The 23,605-nt window shown below is 75.0% G+C and carries 7 protein-coding genes and 2 pseudogenes; 8 read left to right on the top strand and 1 reads right to left on the bottom strand.

Annotated elements, in window-relative coordinates; genetic code table 11:
- Positions 1-336, top strand: a 336-nt coding sequence (locus ACZ6EM_RS36855) for an ABC transporter permease (protein WP_465774334.1), incomplete at its 5' end; no start/stop codon positions are given.
- A 148-nt stretch (positions 337-484) separates the two neighbouring features.
- On the opposite strand, the gene ACZ6EM_RS36850 is transcribed toward ACZ6EM_RS36855, so the two are convergent.
- A complete protein-coding gene (locus ACZ6EM_RS36850) occupies positions 485-1,468 on the bottom strand; it encodes a helix-turn-helix transcriptional regulator (RefSeq protein ID WP_401046660.1) in 984 nt (327 codons plus the stop codon).
- Between the two features lie 332 nt (positions 1,469-1,800).
- On the opposite strand from ACZ6EM_RS36850, the pseudogene ACZ6EM_RS36845 reads away from it, so the two are divergent.
- The 7 genes and pseudogenes from ACZ6EM_RS36845 to ACZ6EM_RS36815 form a co-directional block, all read left to right on the top strand.
- Positions 1,801-3,027: pseudogene (locus tag ACZ6EM_RS36845) on the top strand (IS256 family transposase); the annotation flags it as partial.
- 254 nt (positions 3,028-3,281) lie between these two features.
- Positions 3,282-3,440 (top strand): hypothetical protein, encoded by a 159-nt coding sequence (locus tag ACZ6EM_RS36840; protein ID WP_401046655.1) that lies wholly within the window; start codon positions 3,282-3,284, stop codon positions 3,438-3,440.
- A gap of 108 nt (positions 3,441-3,548) precedes the next feature.
- Positions 3,549-3,761 carry an MbtH family protein gene (locus ACZ6EM_RS36835; RefSeq protein ID WP_359909576.1) on the top strand — a complete coding sequence of 71 codons (213 nt, stop codon included), beginning with the start codon at positions 3,549-3,551 and terminating at the stop codon, positions 3,759-3,761.
- Positions 3,762-4,263: 502 nt separating this feature from the next.
- A complete protein-coding gene (locus ACZ6EM_RS36830; RefSeq protein ID WP_465774333.1) occupies positions 4,264-14,025 on the top strand; it encodes an amino acid adenylation domain-containing protein in 9,762 nt (3,253 codons plus the stop codon).
- Positions 14,026-14,152: 127 nt separating this feature from the next.
- Positions 14,153-21,220: pseudogene (locus ACZ6EM_RS36825) on the top strand (amino acid adenylation domain-containing protein); the annotation flags it as partial.
- 104 nt (positions 21,221-21,324) lie between these two features.
- A complete protein-coding gene (locus ACZ6EM_RS36820) occupies positions 21,325-22,371 on the top strand; it encodes an SAM-dependent methyltransferase (RefSeq protein ID WP_401045256.1) in 1,047 nt (348 codons plus the stop codon).
- Entirely contained in the window at positions 22,371-23,402 is a 1,032-nt protein-coding gene (locus ACZ6EM_RS36815; protein WP_465774332.1) for a pyridoxal phosphate-dependent aminotransferase, read from the top strand. The genes ACZ6EM_RS36820 and ACZ6EM_RS36815 overlap by 1 nt, the downstream gene beginning before the upstream one ends.
- The last annotated feature ends 203 nt before the right edge of the window (positions 23,403-23,605 follow it).

Here is a 23,605-nt window from a genome sequence, read left to right as displayed (position 1 = left end):
CTGCGCGCCGGACGCACCCTCGGCGCCACCGGCCTCAACGGCGCCCGCCACGTCCTGGTCCCCGCCGCCCTGCCCGGCTACCTCGCCGGCCTCAAGCAGGGCTGGGCCTTCTCCTGGCGCTCCCTGATGGCCGCCGAACTCGTCGCCTCCTCCCCCGACCTCGGCCGCGGCCTCGGCCGGTTCCTGGAGGACCAGCGCGAATTCTCCGACATGTCCGGCGTCCTCCTCGGCATCATCCTCATCCTCTTCGTCGGCATCGCCATCGAACTCCTCGTCTTCACCCCCGTCGAACGCCGCGTCCTGCGCAACCGCGGCCTCCTCACCACCACCAGGTGAGGCGGCACCGAGGTCCTCGACCGGGCGGACGGGCCACCGTCCCCCGGCCACTCGACCAAGGGTCCTCCCCCGGCAATCGCCGAGCGGGCCCGGCGGAGATTCCGCCGGGCCCGCTCCTTCGTTTCCTCGTCAGTTCTCCTCGGCGCCCTCAGAGTTCGTCGAGCGGCTCGTCGAGGACGCCCTGGCGGGCGATGATGTAGCCGAGGTGGCCGCGGCTGCGGCTGCCGAGGAGTTCGCTGGCCTTCTGGATGTGGCTGGAGACCGTCCGGGTGCTCATGCCGAGGCGGGAGGCGATGGCCTCGTCGGTGTAGCCGTTGACCATCAGGCGCAGGACGTTCTGCCGGGTGCGGGCGGTCAGCAGCCGGGGACGGTGGTGGCCCTGCTGGTAGGTGACGGGTTCGGCGCGCTCCCACATCAGCTCGAAGATCTTGAGCAGGTACTCGACCAGCGGCGGGAGCTGGATGAGCATCGCCGCGGCGGCGCGGTCGGCGCCGGCCGGGATGAAGGCGGTGGAGCGGTCGCAGATGATCACCCGGTCGAAGACCTCGTTCAGGGTGCGCACTTGGGCGCCCTGGGCGGTGACCTGCTCGATGTAGGCCAGCGTCGGGCCGTGCGAGCGCACGGTGTGCTGGTAGAGGGTGCGCTGGCGCACGCCGCGGCCGGCCAGGGCGAGGTCGCGCGGGAGCGCGTCGGCCAGTTGCTCGGTGGCGCGGCCGCCGCCCGGCTGGGCGGTGAGCAGTTCCTCGGAGCAGCCGGCGACGGCCTTCTCCAGCGCGGGGCGGATCTCGTCGCCCGCCAGCAGCCGGATCGGCAACTTGGCCCGCCGCATGACGTCCTTGTAGGCGTGCTCGGCGGCGTGGAAGGAGGTGTGCAGCTCGGCGAGCCGTTCCTGGTGGGCCAGTACGGCGAGTTCGAGCGGCCGGGTCAGCCCGGTGACGGCGATGTCGGGCGGGACGGGGGCCAGCCGCCGGCCGGAGCCGGGCAGCGGGCGCAGCAGACCCATCGCGAGCAGGCACTCGGGGACCTCGCCGGTGGCCTCGCCCTCGACCAGTGCCGTGCGGTAGAACTCGATGCCCCGGTCGCAGAGCTGGGGTGTTCCCCTTTCCATGCTCTTGTCCTGGGTTGGGCACATCTGGGCATCCTTCCGGCTTCGGCATTGCGGTTTCACGAATGCCCGAACCGGCTTCCACCAGGCATCAGAACCGGCAAGATGAGAAGTGACTGCCGTTCGGAAGCCGCCCCCCGGGCTCCGACAGCCGTGAGTGTACGCCCAAAGGGCGCGGAAATCATCGGCTGACGGTAGTCGGGCGTGCACGCAAGCGGGGGAGCCGCCGGGCACGAGGACGACCGCACCCGGCAGCGGTGACCGGGGGATTGCCGGCCCATCGCACCTGACGTCCCGTCGGGGCGTTCGGAGCGGGCGGTCGGTGAATGGAACGGCCTACAGACGGAAGGCACCCCCAGTTGCGAGCTGATTCCGATCCGGCGACACCGCCCGCCGCCCTCGCCGGCCTGGTGGACCAGCGCCTGGTGCGACAGTTGGCGGAGGCCGCCGCCGCACAGGTCGGCTCCGGCGCCGTCCGGCTGCTGGGCGACGGCGGGATCCTCCAGGCCTTCGCCAAGCAGTTGATCGAGGGCGCCCTGGAGCTCGAACTCCAGGAGCATCTGCGCGGGTCCGGCACCGGCACCGGCACCAACGGCCGCAACGGCGCCCGGGCCAGACGGCTGCTCACCGAGATCGGTCCGGTCGAGGTGCGGGTGCCCCGGGACCGCGAGGGCAGTTTCGCCCCCAAGTCCGTCCTCCCCCGGGCCCGGCGGCTGCCCGGGCTCGACCGGCTGGTGATCTCGCTGACCGCGCGCGGCCTCAGTTCGGGCGAACTGGTGGCGCACCTGGCCGAGGTGTACGGCGTGGAGCTCAGCCGGGAGACCGTCTCGGCCATCACCGACCAGGTGCTCGACGAGCTCGCCGAGCGGCGCGAGCGGCGGCTCGACCCGGTCTACCCGGTGGTCTTCGTGGACTCGGTGCGCAGCGGCCGCTCGGGCGGTCCGCTGGTGCACCTGGCGCTCGGGATCTCGGTCGAGGGCCGGCGCGAGGTGCTGGGCCTGTGGCCGGCCGCGGACGGGGAGCAGTGGCCCCAGGTGCTGGCCGGGCTGGCCGGGCGCGGGGTGCGGGAGGTCTGGGTGCTGGTCGGCGGCACCGGCGCGGTGCTGGCCGAGGCGGCGGCCGAGCAGTGGCCCCGTACCGTGGTGCACGGTTCGGTGGCCCACCTGCTGCACGGGGCGCTGCGGCACGCGCCCGGCGAGGACTGGAGTGCGCTCTCCCGGGCGCTGCGCGAGACCTGTACGGCGCCGACCGAGGCGGCCGCGCTGGAGCGGCTGTCCCTGGCCGAGCGGGAGTGGGGGCCGAGCCACCGCGAGGTGTTCCGGGCGTGGCGGGCGGCCTGGCCGCTGCTGGCGCCCGGCTTCCGTTTCGGGCCGGAGGCGCGGCGGCTGCTGACGGGCGGGGGCGCGCTGGAGCGGTTGCACGCGCGGCTGCGCCGGATCGAGCAGTCCGCGGGCCGGGTGCAGGACGAACGGGCCGCGCTCAAGCGCGCGTACCTGGCGACGCTCGCCCTGGAGTCGCCGGCCGGGACGGGCCGGCCGTGGGTCGAGGACTGGCCGGCCGTCCAGGAGGAACTGCGCCGGGGCTCGCTGCGGCGCGCCGGGGTGCCCGCCTCCGCGCTGCGATGTCCCCCGCGCCATCGGAGTTCCCACCACTGATCTGACAGTGCCGGGTGTGATTTGGATCATGTCTGTCTGTTTTTGACACGATCTGCCCGGGCTTCCGGTTCCCGCATTGCGTGTTCACGATCACAGTCAGAGCTTCCACGCACGTTTGGGCCTTCGGCAGGATGCGTTTCAGAGCGAAGAGGGCAGACCGCCCTCCTCAGGAAGAGGAATTCGCGATGCCAAGCCTTGCCGTCCGCGTCCACAAGATGCTCGGGACACTCGCCGTTCTGCTGGCCGCCGTGGTGGGCCTCCAACTCCACGCCCAGCCGCACCTGCCCGCCGTCTCCATCGCCGCCGTCGTCGGCCCCAGCGAGGACTCCGGCTGGGGTGCGTGAGCCGCGGCTCCGTTCGACCGCCCCGCTCCTCACCCTCCCGCACAGCTCCGCACCGTTCCGCACAGTTCCGAACAGCTCCAGACAGCTCCGAACAGAGAGGAACCGACGATGGCGAACCCGTTCGAGGATGCCGAGGCCAGCTACCTCGTCCTGGTGAACGACGAGGGCCAGCACTCGCTGTGGCCGGCCTTCAGCCCGGTGCCCGCCGGCTGGCAGCAGGCGTTCGGTGCCGCCGGACGGCAGGACTGCCTCGACTACGTCGAGCAGAACTGGCAGGATCTGCGGCCGAAGAGCCTGATCGCGCACCTGTCCGAGAACTGATCGCGGCCTTCGCGCACCGACCGTCGGACGGCTGAACGACCACACGGCCTCCGCACGGGGATCCACGCCGAGCAGCCGCTCCCCCGGCCGCACCGCCCCGGCGACGAGCACAGAGCACAGCGCGCACCAGCCGCTCACCCGGCGCGGTACCGCGCCCGAGCCGCCGCCCGTCCGGCCGCTCCCCCGGCCGTCGGCCCACCGCCCCGCCGGAACCCGCCGACACCGCCCCGCCCCACCACCGCAGCACCCCACCGCCGCGCGGCGCACCCTCACGCCGCCGGCGCGGTCCCGTGTCCGACGTCTACGCGCGTGCACCGAAACGGCCCCGGCACACTCCCACCCTCCGCACCGCCGCGCCGCACGGCCGTCACACCAAGCACACCGCAGCACCGCGAGACGACCGCAACATCGCTCCGCCGACCCCCGGGCCGACCGCCCCGGGGTCAACCCAGCTCGCCGCTCCCGCCACCGCGGGGGCCAGCCGCACAAGGGAGAGAGTCACATGTCCGGGGTCCAGCAGACGCACAGATCCGAGCAGCGGCCGGAAGCGGCCGAGGTCCTGTGCCGACTGTTCGCGGAGGTGCTCGGCCGGGAGTCGGTCGACCCCGCGGCGGGCTTCTACGACCTGGGCGGCGACCGGCCCGCCGCCGAGCGGCTGCTGGCCCGGGTGCACGCCGAGTTCGGCGTCCGCCTGGCGCTGCCCGTCCTGGCGGACGCCCCCACCCCCACCGCGCTGGCCGCCCGGCTGGCCGAAGGGGCACCCGCCCGCCCGACCCTCACCGAGCTGGTCGACGCCCAGGTCGCCCGCACCCCGGACGCCCCCGCCCTGTACGCCGAGGGCACCACCCTCACCTACGCCGAACTGGACGCCCGCGCCAACCGGCTGGCCCGGGTGCTGACCGCCCGCGGCCTGGGCACCGAGGACGTCGTCGCGCTGGCGCTGCCGAAGTCCCCCGAGGCGGTCGCCGCGATCCTCGCCGTCGCCAAGACCGGCGCCGCCTGGCTGCCCGCCGACCCGGCCTACCCGGCCGAGCGGCTGCGCCACATGCTGACCGACTCCCGCGCCGCCCTGGTGCTCACCACCGCCGGGGCCGCCGGGCAGCTGCCCGCGACCGACGCCCCCCGGCTGCTGCTCGACTCCGCCGAGCACCGGGCCGACCTCGACGCCCGGCCCGGCACTCCGTTCACCGCCGCCGAGCGGGTCCGGCCGGTGAGCGCCCTGAACACCGCGTACGTCATCTACACCTCCGGCTCCACCGGCGTGCCCAAGGGCGTGGCCGTCACCCACACCGGGCTGCCCAGCATGATCGGCACCCAGGTCGCCGCCACCGGGGTCGGCCCCGGCAGCCGGGTGCTCCAGGCGTCCTCGCTCAGCTTCGACGTCTCGGTCTCCGACCTGTCCGTGGCGCTCACCACCGGCGCCGCCCTGGTGCTGCCGCGCGAGCAGAGCCAGCTGGTCGGCGAGCCGCTGGCCGCCCTGATCGACCAGTACGGCGTCACCCACGCCGACATCGCCACCGCGATGATCTCCACCCTGCCCGACCTCCCGATGCCCTCGCTGCGCACCCTGATCGGCGGCGGCGAGGCGGTCTCCCGCGAGCTGGCCGCCCGCTGCGGCCGCGGCCGGCTGATGCTCAACAGCTACGGACCGACCGAGGCCACCGTCATCGTCAGCATGAGCGAGCCGCTGACCGGCGACGAGCTGCCCCCGATCGGCCGGCCCTGCCAGGACGTGCGCATCCACGTGCTGGACGAGCAGCTGCGCCGGGTCGAGCCGGGCACCGTGGGCGAGCTGTACCTCGCCGGCCCGCACCTGGCCCGCGGCTACCTGAACCGCCCCGGCCTGACCGCCGAGCGCTTCGTGGCCGACCCGTACGGCGGGCCCGGCGAGCGGATGTACCGCACCGGCGACCTCGGCAGCTACCGCCCGGACGGCCAGCTGGACTTCCTCGGCCGGGCCGACGACCAGGTGAAGATCCGCGGCTTCCGGGTGGAGCTCGGCGAGATCGAGCAGACCCTCTCCGCCCACCCCGAGGTCCGCCAGGCCGTGGTGCTGGTCCGCGAGGACCGCCCGGGCGAGCGCCGCCTGGTCGGCTACACCGTCGGCGCCGCCGACCCGGCCGAGCTGCGCGCGTACTGCGCCGAGCGGCTGCCCGACCACATGGTGCCCACCGTCGTGGTGCTCGACCGGCTGCCGCTCACGCCCAACGGCAAGGTCGACAAGCGCGCCCTGCCCGCGCCGGTGTTCGGCGCCGGCGAGGAGGAGGGCCGCGCCCCCGCCGGGGAGCTGGAGCACACCCTGGTCCGGCTGTTCGGCGAGGTGCTGGGACTGCCCCGGGTGGGCGTCACCGACTCCTTCTTCGAGCTCGGCGGCGACTCCATCGTGGCCATCCAGCTGGTCTCCCGGGCCCGGCACGCGGGCCTCCAGCTCACCCCGCGCGAGGTGTTCCTCGCCCCGACCGTCGAGGCGCTGGCGCGGATCGCCCGTCCGCTGGAGGGCCCGGTCGTCGTCGAGCCCGCCGGCGCCGGCCTCGGCGAGGTGCCGCCGACGCCCATCGTGCACTGGCTGGCCGCTCAGCACGGCGCGGTCGAGAGCTTCTACCAGTCCACCGTGCTCACCCTGCCCGCCGGCACCCCGCAGGAGCACCTGACCGCCGCCGTCCAGGCCCTGCTCGACCACCACGACCTGTTCCGCGCCCGCACCTCCCCGCTCGCCGAGCGCCCCTGGACCCTGCACGTGCCCGAGGCCGGCGCCGTCCCCGCCGACGCCGTGCTGCGCCGGGTCGAGGGCCCGGCCACCGCCGAGGCGCTGCGCGCCGAGACCGGGGCCGCCCGCGAGCGCCTGTCCCCCGAGGACGGGCGGATGGTCCAGGCCGTGCGCTTCGACGCCGGTCCGCAGGCGCCCTCGCAGCTGCTGCTGGTGATCCACCACCTGGTGGTGGACGGCGTCACCTGGCGCATCGTCGAGGAGGACCTGCTCGGCGCGCTCGCCGCGCTCCGCGAGGGCCGCGCCGTCGAGCTCGCGCCGGTGCCCACCTCCTTCCGCCGCTGGGCCCAGCGGCTCACCGCCGAGGCGAACACCGACCGCCGGGCCGCCGAACTCCCGCTCTGGCAGGCCGCGTTGGCCACCCCGGACCCGCTGCTCGGCGACCGCCCGCTGGACCCGGCCACGGACACCTACGCCACCGAGGGCCTGCTGCGGCTCGTGCTGCCCGCCGAGACCACCCGGGCGCTGCTCACCAAGGTCACCGCCGCCTACCACGCCCAGGTCAACGATGTGCTGCTGACCGGGCTGGCGCTGGCCCTCGGCCACTGGCGCGGCCGGGAGACCACCGGGCCCGACGGCGCCGTGCTGGTCACCGTGGAGGGCCACGGCCGCGAGGAGATCGTCGACGGCGTCGACCTGCACCGCACCGCCGGCTGGTTCACCTCCGTCTACCCCGTCCGGCTCGCCCCCGGGGCGCTGGACTGGTCCGAGGTCACCGCGGCCGGCCCCGGGCTCGGCCGGGCCCTCGGCCGGGTGAAGGAGCAGCTGCGCGCCGTACCGGACAACGGCATCGGCTTCGGCCTGCTGCGCCACCTCAACCCGGACACCGCCGCCGTCCTGGCCGGCTGCGCCGACCCGCAGATCGAGTTCAACTACCTGGGCCGCTTCGCGCCCGAGGGCGTCACCGCCGAGGACGTGCTCGCCGGCACCGAGGCGATGTCCGAGGGCGCCGCGACCGGCCTCGCGCTCGGCCGGGTGCTCGGCCTGGACGCCACCACCGTGGACACCCCGCAGGGACCGCTGCTGGTCGCCCAGTGGTCCTACGCCACCGGGCTGCTCTCCGAGGAGCGGGTGCGCGCCTTCGCCGAGGCCTGGTTCGCCGCGCTGGGCGCGCTCGCCGAGCACGCCGACCGGCCGGACGCGGGCGGGCACACCCCCTCCGACTTCCCGCTGGTCGCCGTCACCCAGAGCGAGGTCGACGAGCTCGCCGCCCACCACGCCCCCGCCCGCCTGGTCGACGTCTGGCCCACCTCGCCGCTCCAGCAGGGCATGGCCTTCCACTCGGCGTACGACGCCGACGGCGCGGACGTCTACACCTCGGTCGTGACCTTCGACCTCACCGGCCCGGTGGACGCCGACCGCCTGCGCACCGCCGCCGAGGCGCTGCTGACCCGCCAGCCGAACCTCAAGGCCGCGTTCCACCAGCGGCACGACGGCCCGCCCGTGCAGGTCGTCCCGGACGGCGTCGAGCTGCCCTTCACCGTCGTCGACCTGAGCGCCCACGCCGACCCGGCGGCGGAGGCCGCCCGGATCGCCGCCGCCGAGTACGGCCGCCGCTTCGACCTCGACCGCCCCCCGCTGCTGCGCTACACCCTGATCCGGCTCGCGCCCGGGCGCCACCAGCTGATCGCCTCCGCCCACCACATCCTGCTGGACGGCTGGTCCACCCCGCTGTTCGCCGAAGAGCTGTGGGCCCTGTACTTCGAGCAGCCGCTCGCCCCGGCCGCCCCGTACCGCGAGTACCTGCGCTGGATCACCCGGCGCGACGGCGCGGCCGCCCGCGCCGCCTGGGCCCAGGCCCTGGCCGGCGCCGACGAGCCCACCCTGCTCGCCCCCGGCCGCTCCGCCGCCACCCCGCAGCTGCCGCTGCGCCTGCACACCGGGCTCACCCCGGAGACCACCGAGGCCCTCGCCCGCACCGCCCGCCGTTACGGCGTCACCCTCAACACCCTGGTCCAGGCGGCCTGGGGCGTGCTGCTGGCCCGGCTCACCGGGCGCGAGGACGTGCTGTTCGGCACCACCGTCTCCGGCCGGCCGCACGACCTGCCGGGCGTGGAGCGGATGATGGGCCTGCTCATCAACACCGTGCCGGTACGGGTGCGCCTGGACCAGGCCGAGAGCTGGGGCCAGCTGCTGCTGCGCCTCCAGCACGAGCAGTCCGCCCTGCTGGACCACCAGCACCTCAGTCTCACCGAGATCCAGCAACTCGCGGGCATGGGCAGCTTGTTCGACACCGTCACGGTGTACGGCAACTACCCGGACCCGTCCGCCCTGGACGACGCCGACCCGAGCGGCGCCACCCGCGTCCACCTGGTCGAGGACGTCGACAGCGCCCACTACCCGCTGGCGCTCGCCCTCACCCCCGGCGACGGCCTGCAGCTGCGGCTGGACCACCAGCCCGACGCCTTCACCTCCGACGAGGCCCGCGCCCTGCTGGACCGCTTCCTCGCCCTGCTCGACCGGATCCTCGCCGACCCGGCCGAACTCGTCGGCACCGTCGAGGTGTTGACCGCGGCCGAGCGCGCCGAGCTGATCACCGGATGGAGTGGCACCAGCACCCCGCTGCCGGAGGGCTCGCTGCCCGAGCTGTTCGAGGCGCGGGTCGCCGCGACCCCGGACGCGATCGCGCTCACCGCCGAGGACGCCGAGCTGACCTACGCCCAGCTCAACGCCCGGGCCAACGGCCTGGCGCTGCGGCTGGTCGAGGCCGGGGTCGTCCGGGAGACGCCGGTCGCGCTGATGATCGACCGCTCGGCCGCCCAGGTGGTGGCGATCCTGGCGGTGCTCAAGGCCGGCGGCCTCTACGTGCCGCTGGACGACGCCCAGCCGACGGACCGGCTGCGGACCGTCCTCGCGGACGCCGGGGCCGGGCTGGTGCTGGCCGACGCCGCGCACCGCGAGCACCCCGCGCTGGCCGGGCTGACGGTGCTCGACCCGCACGCCGGGGAACACCCCGAGAACCTCGGACTGCCGCAGCACGCCGACCAGTTGGTGTACGTGATGCACACCTCCGGCTCGACCGGCGTGCCCAAGGGCATCGCCATCACCCACCGCGCGGTGGTGGACCTCGCGCTCGGCGGGCAGTTCACCGGCGGCGGCCACGAGCGGCTGCCGGTGCACGCCCCCTCCGCCTTCGACGCCTCCACCTACGAGATCTGGACCCCGCTGCTCGCCGGCGGCCAGCTGGTGATCGCCCCGGCCGGCCGGCTCGGCATCGCCGAGCTGGCGGCGGTGATCGGCCACGAGCGGACCACCTCCGCCTGGATCAGCGTCGGCCTGTTCAACGTGCTGGCCGCCGAGGCCCCGGAGACCTTCGCCGGGCTGCACGAGGTGTGGACGGGCGGGGACATCGCCTCGCCGGTCGCCATGCGGCGGGTCCTGGACACCTGCCCCGGGCTGCGGCTGGTCAACGTCTACGGGCCGACCGAGACGACCACCTTCGCGACGCACTTCCCGATGACCTCGGCCGCCGAGGTGCCCGCCGTCGTGCCGATCGGCCGGCCGCTGCCCAACAACCGGCTGTACGTGCTGGACGCCGGGCTGCGCCCGGTGCCGGTCGGCGTGGCCGGCGAGCTGTACATCGGCGGCACCGGTATGGCCCGCGGCTACGTCGGGCGCCCCGGCCTGACTTCCGAGCGCTTCACGGCCTGCCCGTTCGGCGAGCCCGGCAGCCGGATGTACCGCACCGGCGACGTGGTGCGCTGGACCCCCGCCGGCGAACTGGAGTTCGTCGGTCGAGCGGACGACCAGGTCAAGCTGCGCGGCTTCCGGATCGAACTCGGCGAGGTGGAGGCCGCGTTCACCGCCCACCCGGCCGTCGGCCAGGTCTGCGTGGCGGTCCGCCAGGACCAGCCGGGCGACAAGCGCCTGGTCGCCTACGTCACCGGCGAGGTGCGGGCCGACGAGCTGCGCGACTTCGTCACCGAGCGGCTGCCCGGCTACATGCTGCCCGCCGCGATCGTCGTCCTCGACGAGCTGCCGGTGAACCCCAACGGCAAGGTGGACCGCAAGGCCCTGCCCGCGCCCGACTACAACGGCGCCGACGGCGGGCGCGAGCCGCGCAACGCCACCGAGCAGGCCCTGTGCGGGCTGTTCGCCGAGGTCCTCGGGCTGGTCCGGATCAGCATCGACGACAACTTCTTCGACCGCGGCGGCCACTCGCTGCTCGCCACCAAGCTGGTCAGCCGCATCCGCGCCGGCCTCGGCGCCGAACTGCCGATCCGCACGCTCTTCGACAACCCGACGGTGGCCCTGCTGGCCGCCGCGCTGCCCGACGCCGCGACGGCCCGTCCGGCCCTGCGGCCGGCCGAGCGCCCCGAGCGCGTGCCGCTCTCCTCCGCCCAGCAACGCCTGTGGTTCATCGAGCAGTTCGAGGGACCGAGCGCGCTCTACAACACCCCCGTCGCGGTCCGGCTCACCGGCGCCGTCGACCTGCCCGCCCTGGAGCGGACGGTCCGGGACGTGGTGCGGCGGCACGAGATCATGCGCACCGTCCTCCCGACCGTCGACGGCCGCCCGCACCAGCTCGTCACCGAGGCCGCCGAACTCGCCCTGCGGCACGTCACGGTGGCCGACGAGGAGGAGCTGCGGGCCGCGCTGTCCGCGGCCGGCGAGGAGGTCTTCGACCTCGCCCGCGACCTGCCGGTGCGCGCCACCCTGCTGTCGCTGCCGCACGACGAGCACGTCCTGCTGGTGCTGATGCACCACATCGCCAGCGACGGCTGGTCGGTCGGCCCGCTCTTCCGCGACCTCGCCGAGGCGTACCGGGCCCGGCTGGCCGGCACCGAGCCGCAGTGGGAGCCGCTGCCGGTGCAGTACGCCGACTACACCCTCTGGCAGCGCGAACTGCTCGGCACCGACGAGCGGCCCAGTGCCCTGCTGACCGAGCAACTCGCCTACTGGCAGCGGGCCCTGGCCGACACCCCGGAGGAGCTGGCGCTCCCCTACGACCGTCCGCGCCCGGCCGTTCCGGGGCACCGCGGCGGCCTGGTGGAGGTCGCCGTCGACGCCGAACTGCACCGCGCTCTCGGCGAGTTGGCGGCGACGCAGCACGCCAGCCTGTTCATGGCGCTGCAGGCCGTGGTCGCCGTCCTCTACACCCGTCTCGGCGCGGGCACCGACCTGCCGATCGGCACCGTGGTGGCCGGGCGCACCGACGAGGCGCTCGACGACCTGGTCGGGTTCTTCGTCAACACCCTGCTGCTGCGCACCGACACCTCCGGCGACCCGAGCTTCCGGGAGCTGCTGGACCGGGTCCGCCGCACCGACCTGGACGCCTACGACCACCAGGACATCCCCTTCGAGCGGCTGGTCGAACAGCTCAACCCCACCCGCACCCCCGCCCGCCACCCGCTCTTCCAGACCCTGGTGGCGCTGGAGGGCCGGGTCACGGTGCCGGACGCCTTCGGCGACCTGGGCTGCGCGGAGCACCCCTTCGAGCTGGACGTGGCCAAGTTCGACCTGTCCTTCCGCTTCACCGAGCAGGGCCCGCAGGCGGGCCTGACGGTGGCGGTCGAGTACGCCGTCGACCTCTTCGACCACGCCACCGTGGCCGCCCTCGGCGAGCGGCTGCTGCGCGTCCTGCGCGCCGCCGTGGCCGCCCCGGACGCGCCGATCGGCGGCATCGAGATCCTCGACCCGGCCGAGCGCGAGCAGCTGCTCACCGGCTGGAACGACACCGCCGCGCCCGTCCCGGACGCGACCCTGCCGGAACTGTTCGAGGCCCGGGCCGCCGCCACCCCCGACGCTCCGGCCGTGGTCTCGCAGGACGGCACCCTCAGCTACGCCGAGCTGGACTCCCGGGCCGAGCACCTGGCGGCCCGCCTGGCCGACGCCGGGGTCGGCGCCGAGACGCCGGTGGTCCTGCTGATGGACCGCTCCGCCGACCTGCTGACGGCGATCCTCGCGGTGGCCAAGGCGGGCGGCACCTACGTCCCGCTGGACGACCGCCACCCGGCCGAGCGGCTGCGCGGGATCACCGCCGAGACGGCCGCGGCCCTCGTCCTGGTCGACCCGGCCCACCGCGACCACCCGCTCGCCGCCGACGCCCCCTGCCCCGTCCTGCCGCTCACCGCGGGCTGGTTCGACGGTCCGCGCGAGCGGCGCGCCCACCGGGCCGCGCCCCACCCGGAGCAGCTCGCGTACGTGATGTTCACCTCGGGCTCCACCGGGGAGCCCAAGGGCATCGCGATCAGCCACCGGGACGTGGTGCAGCTCGCCACCGACCCGTGCTGGCGGCACGACGAGGGCCTGCGGGTGCTGTTCCACGCGCCGCACGCCTTCGACGCCTCGACCTACGAGATCTGGGTGCCGCTGCTCTCCGGCGGCCAGGTGGTCGTCGCGCCGCAGGGCGACCTGGACGCGGCCGCCATCCGGGAGCTGGTCCGGGTCCACGCGCTCACCCACGTGCACGTCACCGCCGGTCTCTTCCGGGTCATCGCGGAGGAGGACCCGGACATCTTCGCCGGCGTGCGCGAGGTGCTGACCGGCGGGGACGTGGTCTCCGCCCCGGCCGTGCGCCGGGTGCTGGAGGCCGTCCCGGGCATCGCGGTGCGGGCCCTGTACGGGCCGACCGAGACCACCCTGTGCGCCACCCAGTACCCGATGCCCGACGCCGCCGCGGTGCCGAGCACGGTGCCGATCGGGCGTCCGCTGGCCAACACCCGGCTGTACGTGCTGGACGCCGGTCTGCAGCCGGTGCCGGCCGGCGTGGCGGGCGAGCTGTACATCGCCGGGGCCGGCCTGGCCCGCGGCTACGTCGGCCGTCCGGCGCTCAGCGCCGAGCGTTTCGTCGCCTGTCCCTTCGACGGGCCGGGCAGCCGCATGTACCGCACCGGCGACCTCGCCCGGTGGACCGCGGACGGCGTCCTGGAGTTCCTCGGCCGGGCCGACGACCAGGTCAAGATCCGCGGCTTCCGGATCGAACTCGGCGAGGTGGAGGCCGCGTTCACCGCCCACGAGGGCGTCGGCCAGGCGCTCGCGGTGGTCCGCGAGGACCAGCCGGGCGACAAGCGCCTGGTGGTGTACGCCACCGGCAAGGCCACCGACGGCGAACTGCGCGCCTTCGTCGCGGACCGCCTCGCCGGCTACATGCTCCCGGCCGCCGTGGTCGTCCTGGACAGCCTGCCGGTGACGGCCAACGGCAAGGTCGACCGCCGGGCCCTGCCCGCGCCCGAGTACGCCGGGGCGGCCGAGGGCCGCGCCCCGCGCACCGAGCGCGAGCGGGAGCTCTGCGCCCTGTTCGCCGAGGTGCTGGGCGTGCCGACGGTCAGCATCGACGACCGGTTCTTCGACCTCGGCGGCCACTCCCTGCTCGCCACCCGGCTGGTCAGCCGCATCCGCGCCACCCTCGGCGCGGAGCTGCCGATCCGCACGCTGTTCGACGCACCCACGGTGGCCGCCCTCGCCGCCGTCCTGCCCGGCGGCGAAGCGGCGCCGGCACCGAAGAAGGCCCGCCCGGCCCTGCGGCCGATGCGGCGCCCCGGAAGCCAGGCCTGACCGGCGGCGGGACGCGGGCCGCGCCAGTGGCGCGGCCCGCCCCGGCCGCACGACCGCTCCGCCCTACCGGACAGAGCAGCCCCACCAGCCACAACAGCCGTACGTCGCCAGTCGGAGGCAGACCTTGATCCCGTTGTCGTTCGCCCAGCAGCGGCTCTGGTTCATCGAACAGTTCGAGGGACCGAGCGCCCTCTACAACACTCCGTTCGCCCTCCGGCTGACCGGCGGGCTCGACGCCGCCGCCCTCGAAGGGGCGCTCGGCGACGTGGTGGACCGGCACGAGGTGCTGCGCACCGTCTTCCCCACCACCGACGGCCAGCCCCACCAGCACATCCTCACCGAGGGGCGCCCGCCGCTGCACCGGGTTCCGGTCGCCGACGAGGCCGAGCTGCACGCGCTGATGCACGAGGCCGCCGGGCAGGTCTTCGACCTCGCGGCCGACCTGCCCGTCCGGGCCTGGCTGTACGCCCTGCCCGCGCCGGACGAGCACGTCCTGCTGCTGCTGACGCACCACATCGCCAGCGACGGCTGGTCGGTCGGCCCGCTCTTCCGCGACCTCGCCGAGGCGTACCGGGCCCGGCTGGCCGGCACCGAGCCGCAGTGGGAGCCGCTGCCGGTGCAGTACGCCGACTACACCCTCTGGCAGCGCGAACTGCTCGGCGAGGAGGACGACCCGGAGAGCGTCGTCTCCCTGCAACTCGCCCACTGGCAGCAGGAGTTGTCCGGCCTGCCGGAGGAGCTGGCACTCCCGTACGACCGTCCGCGCCCGGGCCGGCCGAGCCGCCGCGGCGGCGCCGCCGACTTCGAGCTCGACGCCGAACTGCACGGCGCGCTCACCGAGTTGGCCTCGGGCCGGCACGCCAGCCTGTTCATGGCACTGCAGGCCGCGGTCGCCACCCTCTACACCCGCCTCGGCGCGGGCACCGACCTGCCGCTCGGCACCCCCGTCGCCGGCCGCACCGACGAAGCGCTCGACGACCTGGTCGGCTTCTTCGTCAACACCCTGCTGCTGCGCACCGACACGTCCGGAGACCCGAGCTTCCACGAGCTGCTGGACCGGGTCCGGCGCGCCAACCTCGACGCCTACGACCACCAGGACATCCCCTTCGAGCGGCTGGTCGAACACCTCAACCCCACCCGCACCCCCGCCCGCCACCCGCTCTTCCAGACCGTCGTCACCCTGAACGCGGAGCGGGCCGACGACCTCGCCTTCGGCGCCGCGACGGGCACCCCGGTCGAGGTCGGCGAGGCGCAGGCCCAGTTCGACCTCAACTTCAACTTCGTCGAGCGGCTCGCCCCCGACGGCACCTGCCTGGGCGTGCGCGCCGCCGTCGACTACGCCGCCGACCTCTTCGACCACGCCACCGCCGTCTCCCTCGCCGAACGGCTGGTGCGCGTCCTGCGCGCCGCCGCGGCCGCCCCGGACGCGCCGATCGGCGGCATCGAGATCCTCGACCCGGCCGAGCGCGAGCAGCTGCTCACCGGCTGGAACGGGCCGGCCGCGCCGGTCGACGAGCGGAGCCTGCCCCGGCTGTTCGAGGCCCGGGCCGCCGCCACCCCCGACGCCCTCGCCCTGGTCTCCGACACCGAGCGGCTCGACTACACCGAGCTGAACGACCGCGCCAACCGGCTCGCCGCCCTGCTGCTGGAGCGCGGCCTGACCACCGAACAGCCGGTCGCGGTCCTGATGGAGCGCTCCGCCGGACTGCTCACCGCCGTCCTCGCCATCGCCAAGGCCGGCGGCACCTACGTCCCGCTGGACGACCGCTACCCGCTGGACCGCCTCCAGCACATCCTCACCGACACCCGTACCGGCCTGCTGCTCGTCGACCCCGCCCACCAGGGCCATCCGGTGCTCGCCACCGAGGGCTTCGCCACCGTCGAGGTCACCGCGGCGCTGCTCGCCGAGGCCCCCGCGGCGGGCAACCCGGCCGTGCCGGTCCTGCCCGGCCAGCTGGTCTACGTGATGTACACCTCGGGCTCCACCGGGGTGCCCAAGGGCGTCGCCGTCACCCACCGCAACGTGGTGGACCTGCTGGGCAACCCGCACTTCCGGGCCGGGCACCACGAGCGCGTGCTGCTGCACTCGCCCACCGCCTTCGACGCCTCCACCACCGAGATCTGGGCGCCGCTGGTCACCGGCGGGGCGATCGTCCTCGCCGACCCCGGCGAGCTGGACATCCGCCGCCTCGCCGAGACCATCACCACCCACGAGGTGACCCTGGTCCAGGCCCCGTCCGGCCTGCTGCGGCTGATGGCCGACGAGAACCCGGCCGCCTTCCGCAACGTCCGGCAGGTGTGGACCGGCGGCGACGTCGTCCCGCCGGAGTCCGTGCGCCGGCTCCACCGGGCCTGCCCGGACACCGACGTGGTCGCGGTGTACGCGCCCACCGAGACCACCGCCATCAAGACCACCTTCACCATGAGCCCGGGCGGGCCCGTCCCCGCCGTGGTCCCGATCGGGAGCCCGCTGAACAACACCCGGCCGTACGTGCTGGACACCGCGCTGCGGCCGGTGCCGGCCGGCGTGGCCGGCGAGCTGTACCTCGCCGGGGCCGGCCTGGCCCGCGGCTACGTCGGGCGCCCCGGCCTGACCTCCGAGCGCTTCACGGCCTGCCCGTTCGGCGAGCCCGGCAGCCGGATGTACCGCAGCGGCGACCTGGTCCGCTGGACCGCCGACGGCGTCCTGGAGTTCCTCGGCCGGGCCGACGACCAGGTCAAGATCCGCGGCTTCCGGATCGAACTCGGCGAGGTGGAGGCCGCGTTCACCGCCCTCCCGGCCGTCGGCCAGGCCTTCGCCGTGGTCCGCGAGGACCAGCCGGGCGACAAGCGCCTGGTGGTGTACGCCACCGGCGAGGGCGATCCCGCCGAGCTGCGCGCCGCCGTCGCCGACAGCCTGCCCAGCTACATGCTCCCGGCCGCCGTGGTCGTCCTCGACGCCCTCCCGGTGACCGCCAACGGCAAGGTCGACCGCCGCGCCCTGCCCGCCCCCGACTGGACCGGGACCGGCGAGGGCCGCGCCCCGCGCACCGACGCCGAGCGGGCGCTGTGCGAACTGTTCACCGACGTCCTCGGGTTGGACCGGATCGGGATCGACGACAGCTTCTTCGACCTGGGCGGCCACTCACTGCTCGCCACCAAGCTGGTCAGCCGCGTCCGTACCGCGCTCGGCGCCGAACTGCCCGTCCGGGCCCTGTTCGACGCCCCCAGCGTGGCCGCGCTGGCCGCCGTCCTGCCCGCCCCGGGCGCCGCCCGTCCGGCCCTGCGGCCGGTCGAGCGGCCCGAGCGCGTCCCGCTCTCCCCGGCGCAGCGACGCCTCTGGTTCATCGACCAGTTCGAGGGCCCGAGCGCGCTCTACAACACCCCGTGCGCGGTCCGGCTGACCGGACCGGTCGACGCCGACGCGCTCCGCACGGCCCTGGCGGACGTGCTCGACCGCCACGAGGTGCTGCGCACCGTCTACCCGACCACCGACGGGCAGCCGCACCAGCTGCTCCTGGAGACCCCCGAACTCCCGCTGCACACCGTGCCGGTGGACAGCGAGGAGGAGCTCGCGCGGGCGCTGGCCGAGGCCGGGTCGCAGGTCTTCGACCTCGCCCGCGACCTGCCGGTGCGCGCCACCCTGCTCTCGCTGCCCGGCGAGGAGCACGTCCTGCTGGTGCTGATGCACCACATCGCCACCGACGGCTGGTCCGTGGTCCCGCTGCTGCGCGACCTCGCCGAGGCGTACGGGGCCCGCCTCGCCGGCGCCGCCCCCGACTGGCGGCCGCTCGCGGTCCAGTACGCCGACTACACCCTGTGGCAGCACGAGCTGCTCGGCACCGACGAGCGGCCCAGCGCCCTGCTGAGCGAGCAACTCGCCTACTGGCAGCGCACGCTGGCCGACCTCCCGGAGGAGCTGACGCTCCCCTTCGACCGCCACCGCCCCGCCGCCCCCAGCCGCCGGGGCGCCGCGGTGGAACTCCGGACGGACGCCGCACTGCACGCCTCCCTGGCCGAGTTGGCGCAGCGGAGCCGGGCCAGCGTGTTCATGGTGATGCAGGCCGCGCTGGCCACCACCCTGAGCCGGATCGGCGCGGGCACCGACCTGCCGATCGGCACCGTGGTGGCCGGGCGCACCGACGAGGCGCTGGAGGACCTGGTCGGGTTCTTCGTCAACACCCTGGTGCTGCGCACCGACACCTCCGGCGACCCGAGCTTCCGGGAACTGGTGGAGCGCGTCCGGGTCGGCACCCTGGACGCCTTCGAACACCAGGACGTGCCCTTCGAGCGGCTGGTCGAGCTGCTCAACCCGGTGCGCTCGACCGCCCGCCACCCGCTGTGCCAGGTGATGCTGACCTCCGGCGGCGAGGCCGGGGGGATCAGCCTCGGCGGCCTGCCCGGCCGGGTCGAGCAACTGGACTCCGACCTCGCCAAGTTCGACCTGACCTTCGCCTTCAGCGAGAGCTTCGACGCGGACGGCGCGCCCGCCGGGCTGGGCCTGACGGTGGAGTACGCCGTCGACCTGTTCGACCGGTCCACCGCCGAGGCGACGGCCGCCCGCTTCGAGCGCGTCCTGCGCGCGGTGCTGGCCGACCCGGACCAGTCCGTGGGCCGCGTCGAGGTGCTGGCGCCCGAGGAGCGCGAGCAGCTGCTCACCGGTTGGAACGACACCCGGGAGGACCTCCCGCCCGGCACCTTCCCGGCGCTCTTCGAGGCGCAGGCCGCCGCCCGCCCGGACGCCGTCGCGCTCTCCTTCGGCACCGAGCAGGTCACCTACGGCGAACTCAACGAGCGCGCCAACCGCTTCGCCCGGCTGCTGATCGAGCACGGCGCGGGCCCCGAGCGGTTCGTCGCGATCGCCCTGGAACGCTCGATCGAGCTGATCGTCGCCCAGCTCGCCGTGCTCAAGGCCGGCGCGGTCTTCCAGCCGCTGGACCCGCGCTACCCGGCCGACCGGATCGCCTACATGCTGGACGACGCCCGGCCCGCGCTGGTCCTCACCAGCAAGGCGCTGGCCGACGGCCTGCTCGCCGACAGCACCGTCCCGCGGCTGCTGATCGAGGACCTGGACGCCTCCGGCCACCCGGCGCACGACCTCACCGGCACCGCGATCACCCCGCACTCGGCCGCGTACGTCATCTACACCTCGGGCTCCACCGGCCGCCCCAAGGGCGTGGTGGTCACCCACACCGGCCTCGCCGCCATGGTGGAGGGCCAGCGCCGGGGCCTGGCCGTCACCCCCGACAGCCGGGTGCTGCTGTTCGCCTCGCCGTCCTTCGACGCGGCCGTCTGGGAGCTGGGCATGGCCCTGCTCACCGGCGCCCGGGCCGTCCTCGGCGACGCCGACCAACTGCTGCCCGGCCCCTCGCTGACCGACCTGATCGCCGAACAGGGCGTCACCCACCTGACCCTGCCGCCGACCGCGCTCGCCGTGCTGGCCCCGGACGCGCTGCCGCAGGGCGGCACCCTGGTGGTCGCCGGCGAGGCCTGCCCGCCCGACCTGGTCGAGCACTGGTCGGCCCGGCTGCGGATGGTCAACGCCTACGGCCCGACCGAGTCGACCGTCTGCGCCAGCATGAGCAGCCCGCTCAGCGGCCGGACCGCCCCGCCGATGGGCCGGCCCGTGCCGGACACCCGGCTCTACGTCCTGGACGCGGCGCTCCAGCCCGTCCCGGCCGGGGTCGAGGGCGAGCTGTACATCGCGGGCGCCGGCCTGGCCCGCGGCTACCTCAACCGGCCGGGCCAGAGCGCCGAGCGCTTCGTCGCCGACCCGTACGGCACCCCCGGCAGCCGGATGTACCGCTCGGGCGACCTGGTCCGCCGCCAGGCCGACGGCACCCTGGAGTACCTGGGCCGCACCGACCACCAGGTCAAGATCCGCGGCTTCCGGATCGAGCCCGGCGAGATCGAGGCCGTGCTCGCCCGGCACCCCTCCCTCGCCCAGGCGTTCGTGCTGGTCCGGGAGGACCGCCCGGGCGACCGCCGGCTGGTCGGCTACGCCGTCGCCCACCCCGGGCACACGGTCGACCCGGCCGCCCTGCGGGCCCACGTCGGCGCGACCCTGCCGGACTACATGGTGCCCTCGGCGATCGTCGCCCTGGACGCCCTGCCGCTGACCGCCAACGGCAAGGTCGACCGCAAGGCCCTGCCGGCCCCCGACACCGCCTGGCTCGGCTCCGGACGGGCGCCCGCGACGCCCCGGGAGGAACTGCTCTGCGGCCTGTTCGCCGATCTGCTCGGGCTGGAGAAGGTCGGCGTGGACGACAACTTCTTCGAGCTGGGCGGGCACTCGCTGCTGGCCAGCCGGCTGGTCGCGGGCCTGCGCGAACTGGTCGGCGAGGGCGAGGAGATCGGCGTCCGCACGCTGTTCGAGGCGCCGACCGTCGCCCGGCTGGCCGAGCGGCTCGCCCAGGGCCCGGCCGCCGAGAGCTTCCCCGTCCTGCTGCCGATCCGCACCCGCGGCTCGCGCCCGCCGCTGTTCTGCGTCCACCCGGCCGCCGGCATCAGCTGGGTCTACACCGGCCTGCTGCGCCACCTCGACGCCGAGCAGCCGATCTACGGACTCCAGGCCCCCGGCCTGGCCGACCCGACCGCGCACCCGGCCTCGGTCGAGGACCTGGCCCGCACCTACCTGGCGCAGATCCGCTCCGTGCGCCCCGAGGGCCCGTACGCCCTGCTCGGCTGGTCCTTCGGCGGGGCCGTCGCCCACGCGATCGCCGCGCTGCTGCGCGAACAGGGCGAGGAGGTCCGGCTGCTGGCCCTGCTGGACGCCTACCCGGGCACCGGCGAGCCGGGGCCCGAGCAGTGGCGGGACGACCCGGCGCAGCTCGCGGTGATCCTCGACTCGCTCGGCCACCCGGCCGGGGAGATCACCGCCTGGCCCGCGGACGAGGACGGCTACGCCGCGCTCGTCCGGGGCGACGAGGGCCCGCTCGCCGGCCTCAGCGGCGCCGGGGTGGCCCGGGTGGTCTCGGTCTTCCAGTCCAACGCCGAGCTGTCCCACGAACTCCCGCTGCCCGGCTACGACGGCGACGCGGTGTTCTTCACCGCCGCCAAGGACCGGCCGGCCGACGCCCCCGACCCGGAGAGCTGGCGCCCGCACCTGGGCGGTCGGCTCGACGTCCACGAGGTGCCGAGCACCCACGGCGCGATGACGGGCTCCGAAGCGCTCGCCGTCATCGGCCCGGTGCTCGCCGCCCACCTGACTCCCTGACCCGCCCGCACCACCGACTCGACACCCCTACCGACCGCAGGCGACCGACCTGCGCACACCACGCGGGCCGCACCCGGCCCGCCCACGGAGAAACGGACACCACCATGACCACTGCGGCCATCCCCGACACCTGGCGTGGCATCACCCCGTCGCCGATCACCTCGACCGACGCCTACAACGGCTTCATCGCCGCCAACGTGATCTTCGCGCTGGACCGGATCGGCCTGCTGGAGACGATCGGGCGCGGCGAGCCGCTCTCGGCCGCCGAGGCCACCGCCCGGGCCGGCGACACCGCCCGCACCGAGGCCGTGCTGCGCGCCGCCGCCGACTACGGCTACCTCAAGGCCGACGGCGACGCCTACCTGCCCACCGAGGCGGGCCTGGAGATCGCCGCCGCGCGCGGCTACTTCACCTGGGCCGTCGGCGGCTACCACGACGTGTTCGGCCGCGCCGGCCACCTGAGCGCCGGCACCCACCGCTACGACCAGGACGTCTTCCGCGACGAGGCGATGGTCGCCCTCGGCTCCGCCCAGTGCGACCAGTCGCTGTTCGCCGCGCAGCTGACCGACGTGCTCAACGGGATCGACTTCCGCACCATCGCCGACCTGGGCTCCGGCACCTCCGCCCGGGTGCGCCGCGTGGTCTCGCAGCGCGAGGGCACCCGGGGCCTGGGCATCGACATCAGCCGCCCGGCCACCGACATCGCCCGCCGCGACATCGTCGAGGCCGGCATGCAGGACCGGGTCACCGCCGTCCGCGCGGACGTCCTGGGCCTGCTCGGCACCCAGATCGACAACGATGCCGAGGCCGCCGAGGTGGCCGAGGTCGACACCGTGATGAGCTTCTTCCTGCTGCACGACCTGCTGGCCGACCCGGCCACCCGCTCCTCGATCTTCACCCGGATGCGGGAGGCCTTCCCGAAGGCCCGCACCTTCGTCCTCGGCGACACCATGCTGCGCGACCCGGGCACCTCCGACGGCGCCCAGCCGGTCTTCTCGGTCGGCTTCGAGCTGGCGCACGCGATGATGGGCGTCCCGCTGCACACCAAGGCCACCTACGAGACCCTCTTCACCGACGCCGGCCTGCGGATCGACCGCGTCGAGGCGCTGGCCACCCCGCACTCCTGGCTCTACGTCCTCCAGGCCGACTGATGGCCGCCCCGTCGACCGCCAGACACCTGCTGGCACAGAACGAGCACCCGTACCCGCCGCTGCCGTCGGTGCTGGCCGCGCTGGCCGGGGCCAGTGCCGACCTGCACCGCTACCCGGACTTCCGGCCGGAGCGGATCGCCGGGATCGTCGCCGACTGGCAGGGCGTCCCGGCCGGCCAGGTCGTGGTCGGCCACGGCTCGGCGGGCGTGGCGCTGGACCTCTTCCACACGGTGGTCGAGCCCGGCGACAACGTGGTGCACTCGGATCCCTGCTTCGACGCGTACCCGCTGTTCTGCGAGATCGCCCGGGCCGAGGCCCGGCCGGTCCCGCTCGGCCCCGACGCCCGGCACGACCTGGCGGCGATGGCCGAGCGGATGGACGAGCGCACCCGGATCGTCGTGCTGTGCAACCCGCACAACCCGACCGGCACGGTCTACTCCTGGGCCGAGCTGACGGAGTTCTTCCGCCGGGTGCCGTCCACCGCGCTGATCCTGCTCGACGAGGCCTACGTCGACTTCGCCCGGGACTGGCAGGCCCCGGACGTGCCGGCCCGGATCGCCGAGTGGCCGAACCTGGTGGTGCTGCGCACCCTGTCCAAGTCCCACGGCATCGCCGCGCTGCGGATCGGCTACGCGCTGGCGGAGGAGTCGGTGGCCCGGCGGGTGCGGGACCACCAGGTGCCGTACGCGGTGAACCGGCTCCAGGAGGCGGGCCTGCTCGCGGCCGTCGCCGCCGAGGACGAGATGGCGCGCCGGATCGCCGAGATCGCCGCGGAGCGGGAGCGCACCGAGGCCGAACTGCTGCGGCTCGGCTGGACGGTGGCGCCCAGCGTCACCAACTTCCTGTGGGTCGACGCCCCCGGCGACCAGCTCCCGCTGCGCGCGGAGCTGGAGCGCCTGGGCGTCGCCGTCCGGTACTACCCCGGCCGGGGCATCCGGGTCGCCATCGGCGAGAAGGACGCCAACGACGCGGTGATCGAGGGTTTCGCCGCCGTCGCACCGCTCGCCCCGGCCCACCCCGTCGCGCCCTGAACCGCCCGGCGCCCTGAGCACCCCGCGTGCGTCAGGGCGCACCCCGGGCACCCGGGGCGCCGGCGGGCGCCCCGGCACCGGCGCACCACCGCACGGCTCCGTTCCACCGCACGGCCCTGTTCCACCGCACCACCGCACGGCCCCCGCACCACCCCGTTCCACCGCACACCCCCGCACACCCCGAAGCGCCGTCGGCGCAGCGA

The sequence above is a fragment of the Kitasatospora sp. NPDC041917 genome, from assembly GCF_055589745.1.
Note: the sequence above shows the minus strand (reverse complement) of the source record. Positions and strands in the feature narration are given on the sequence as shown.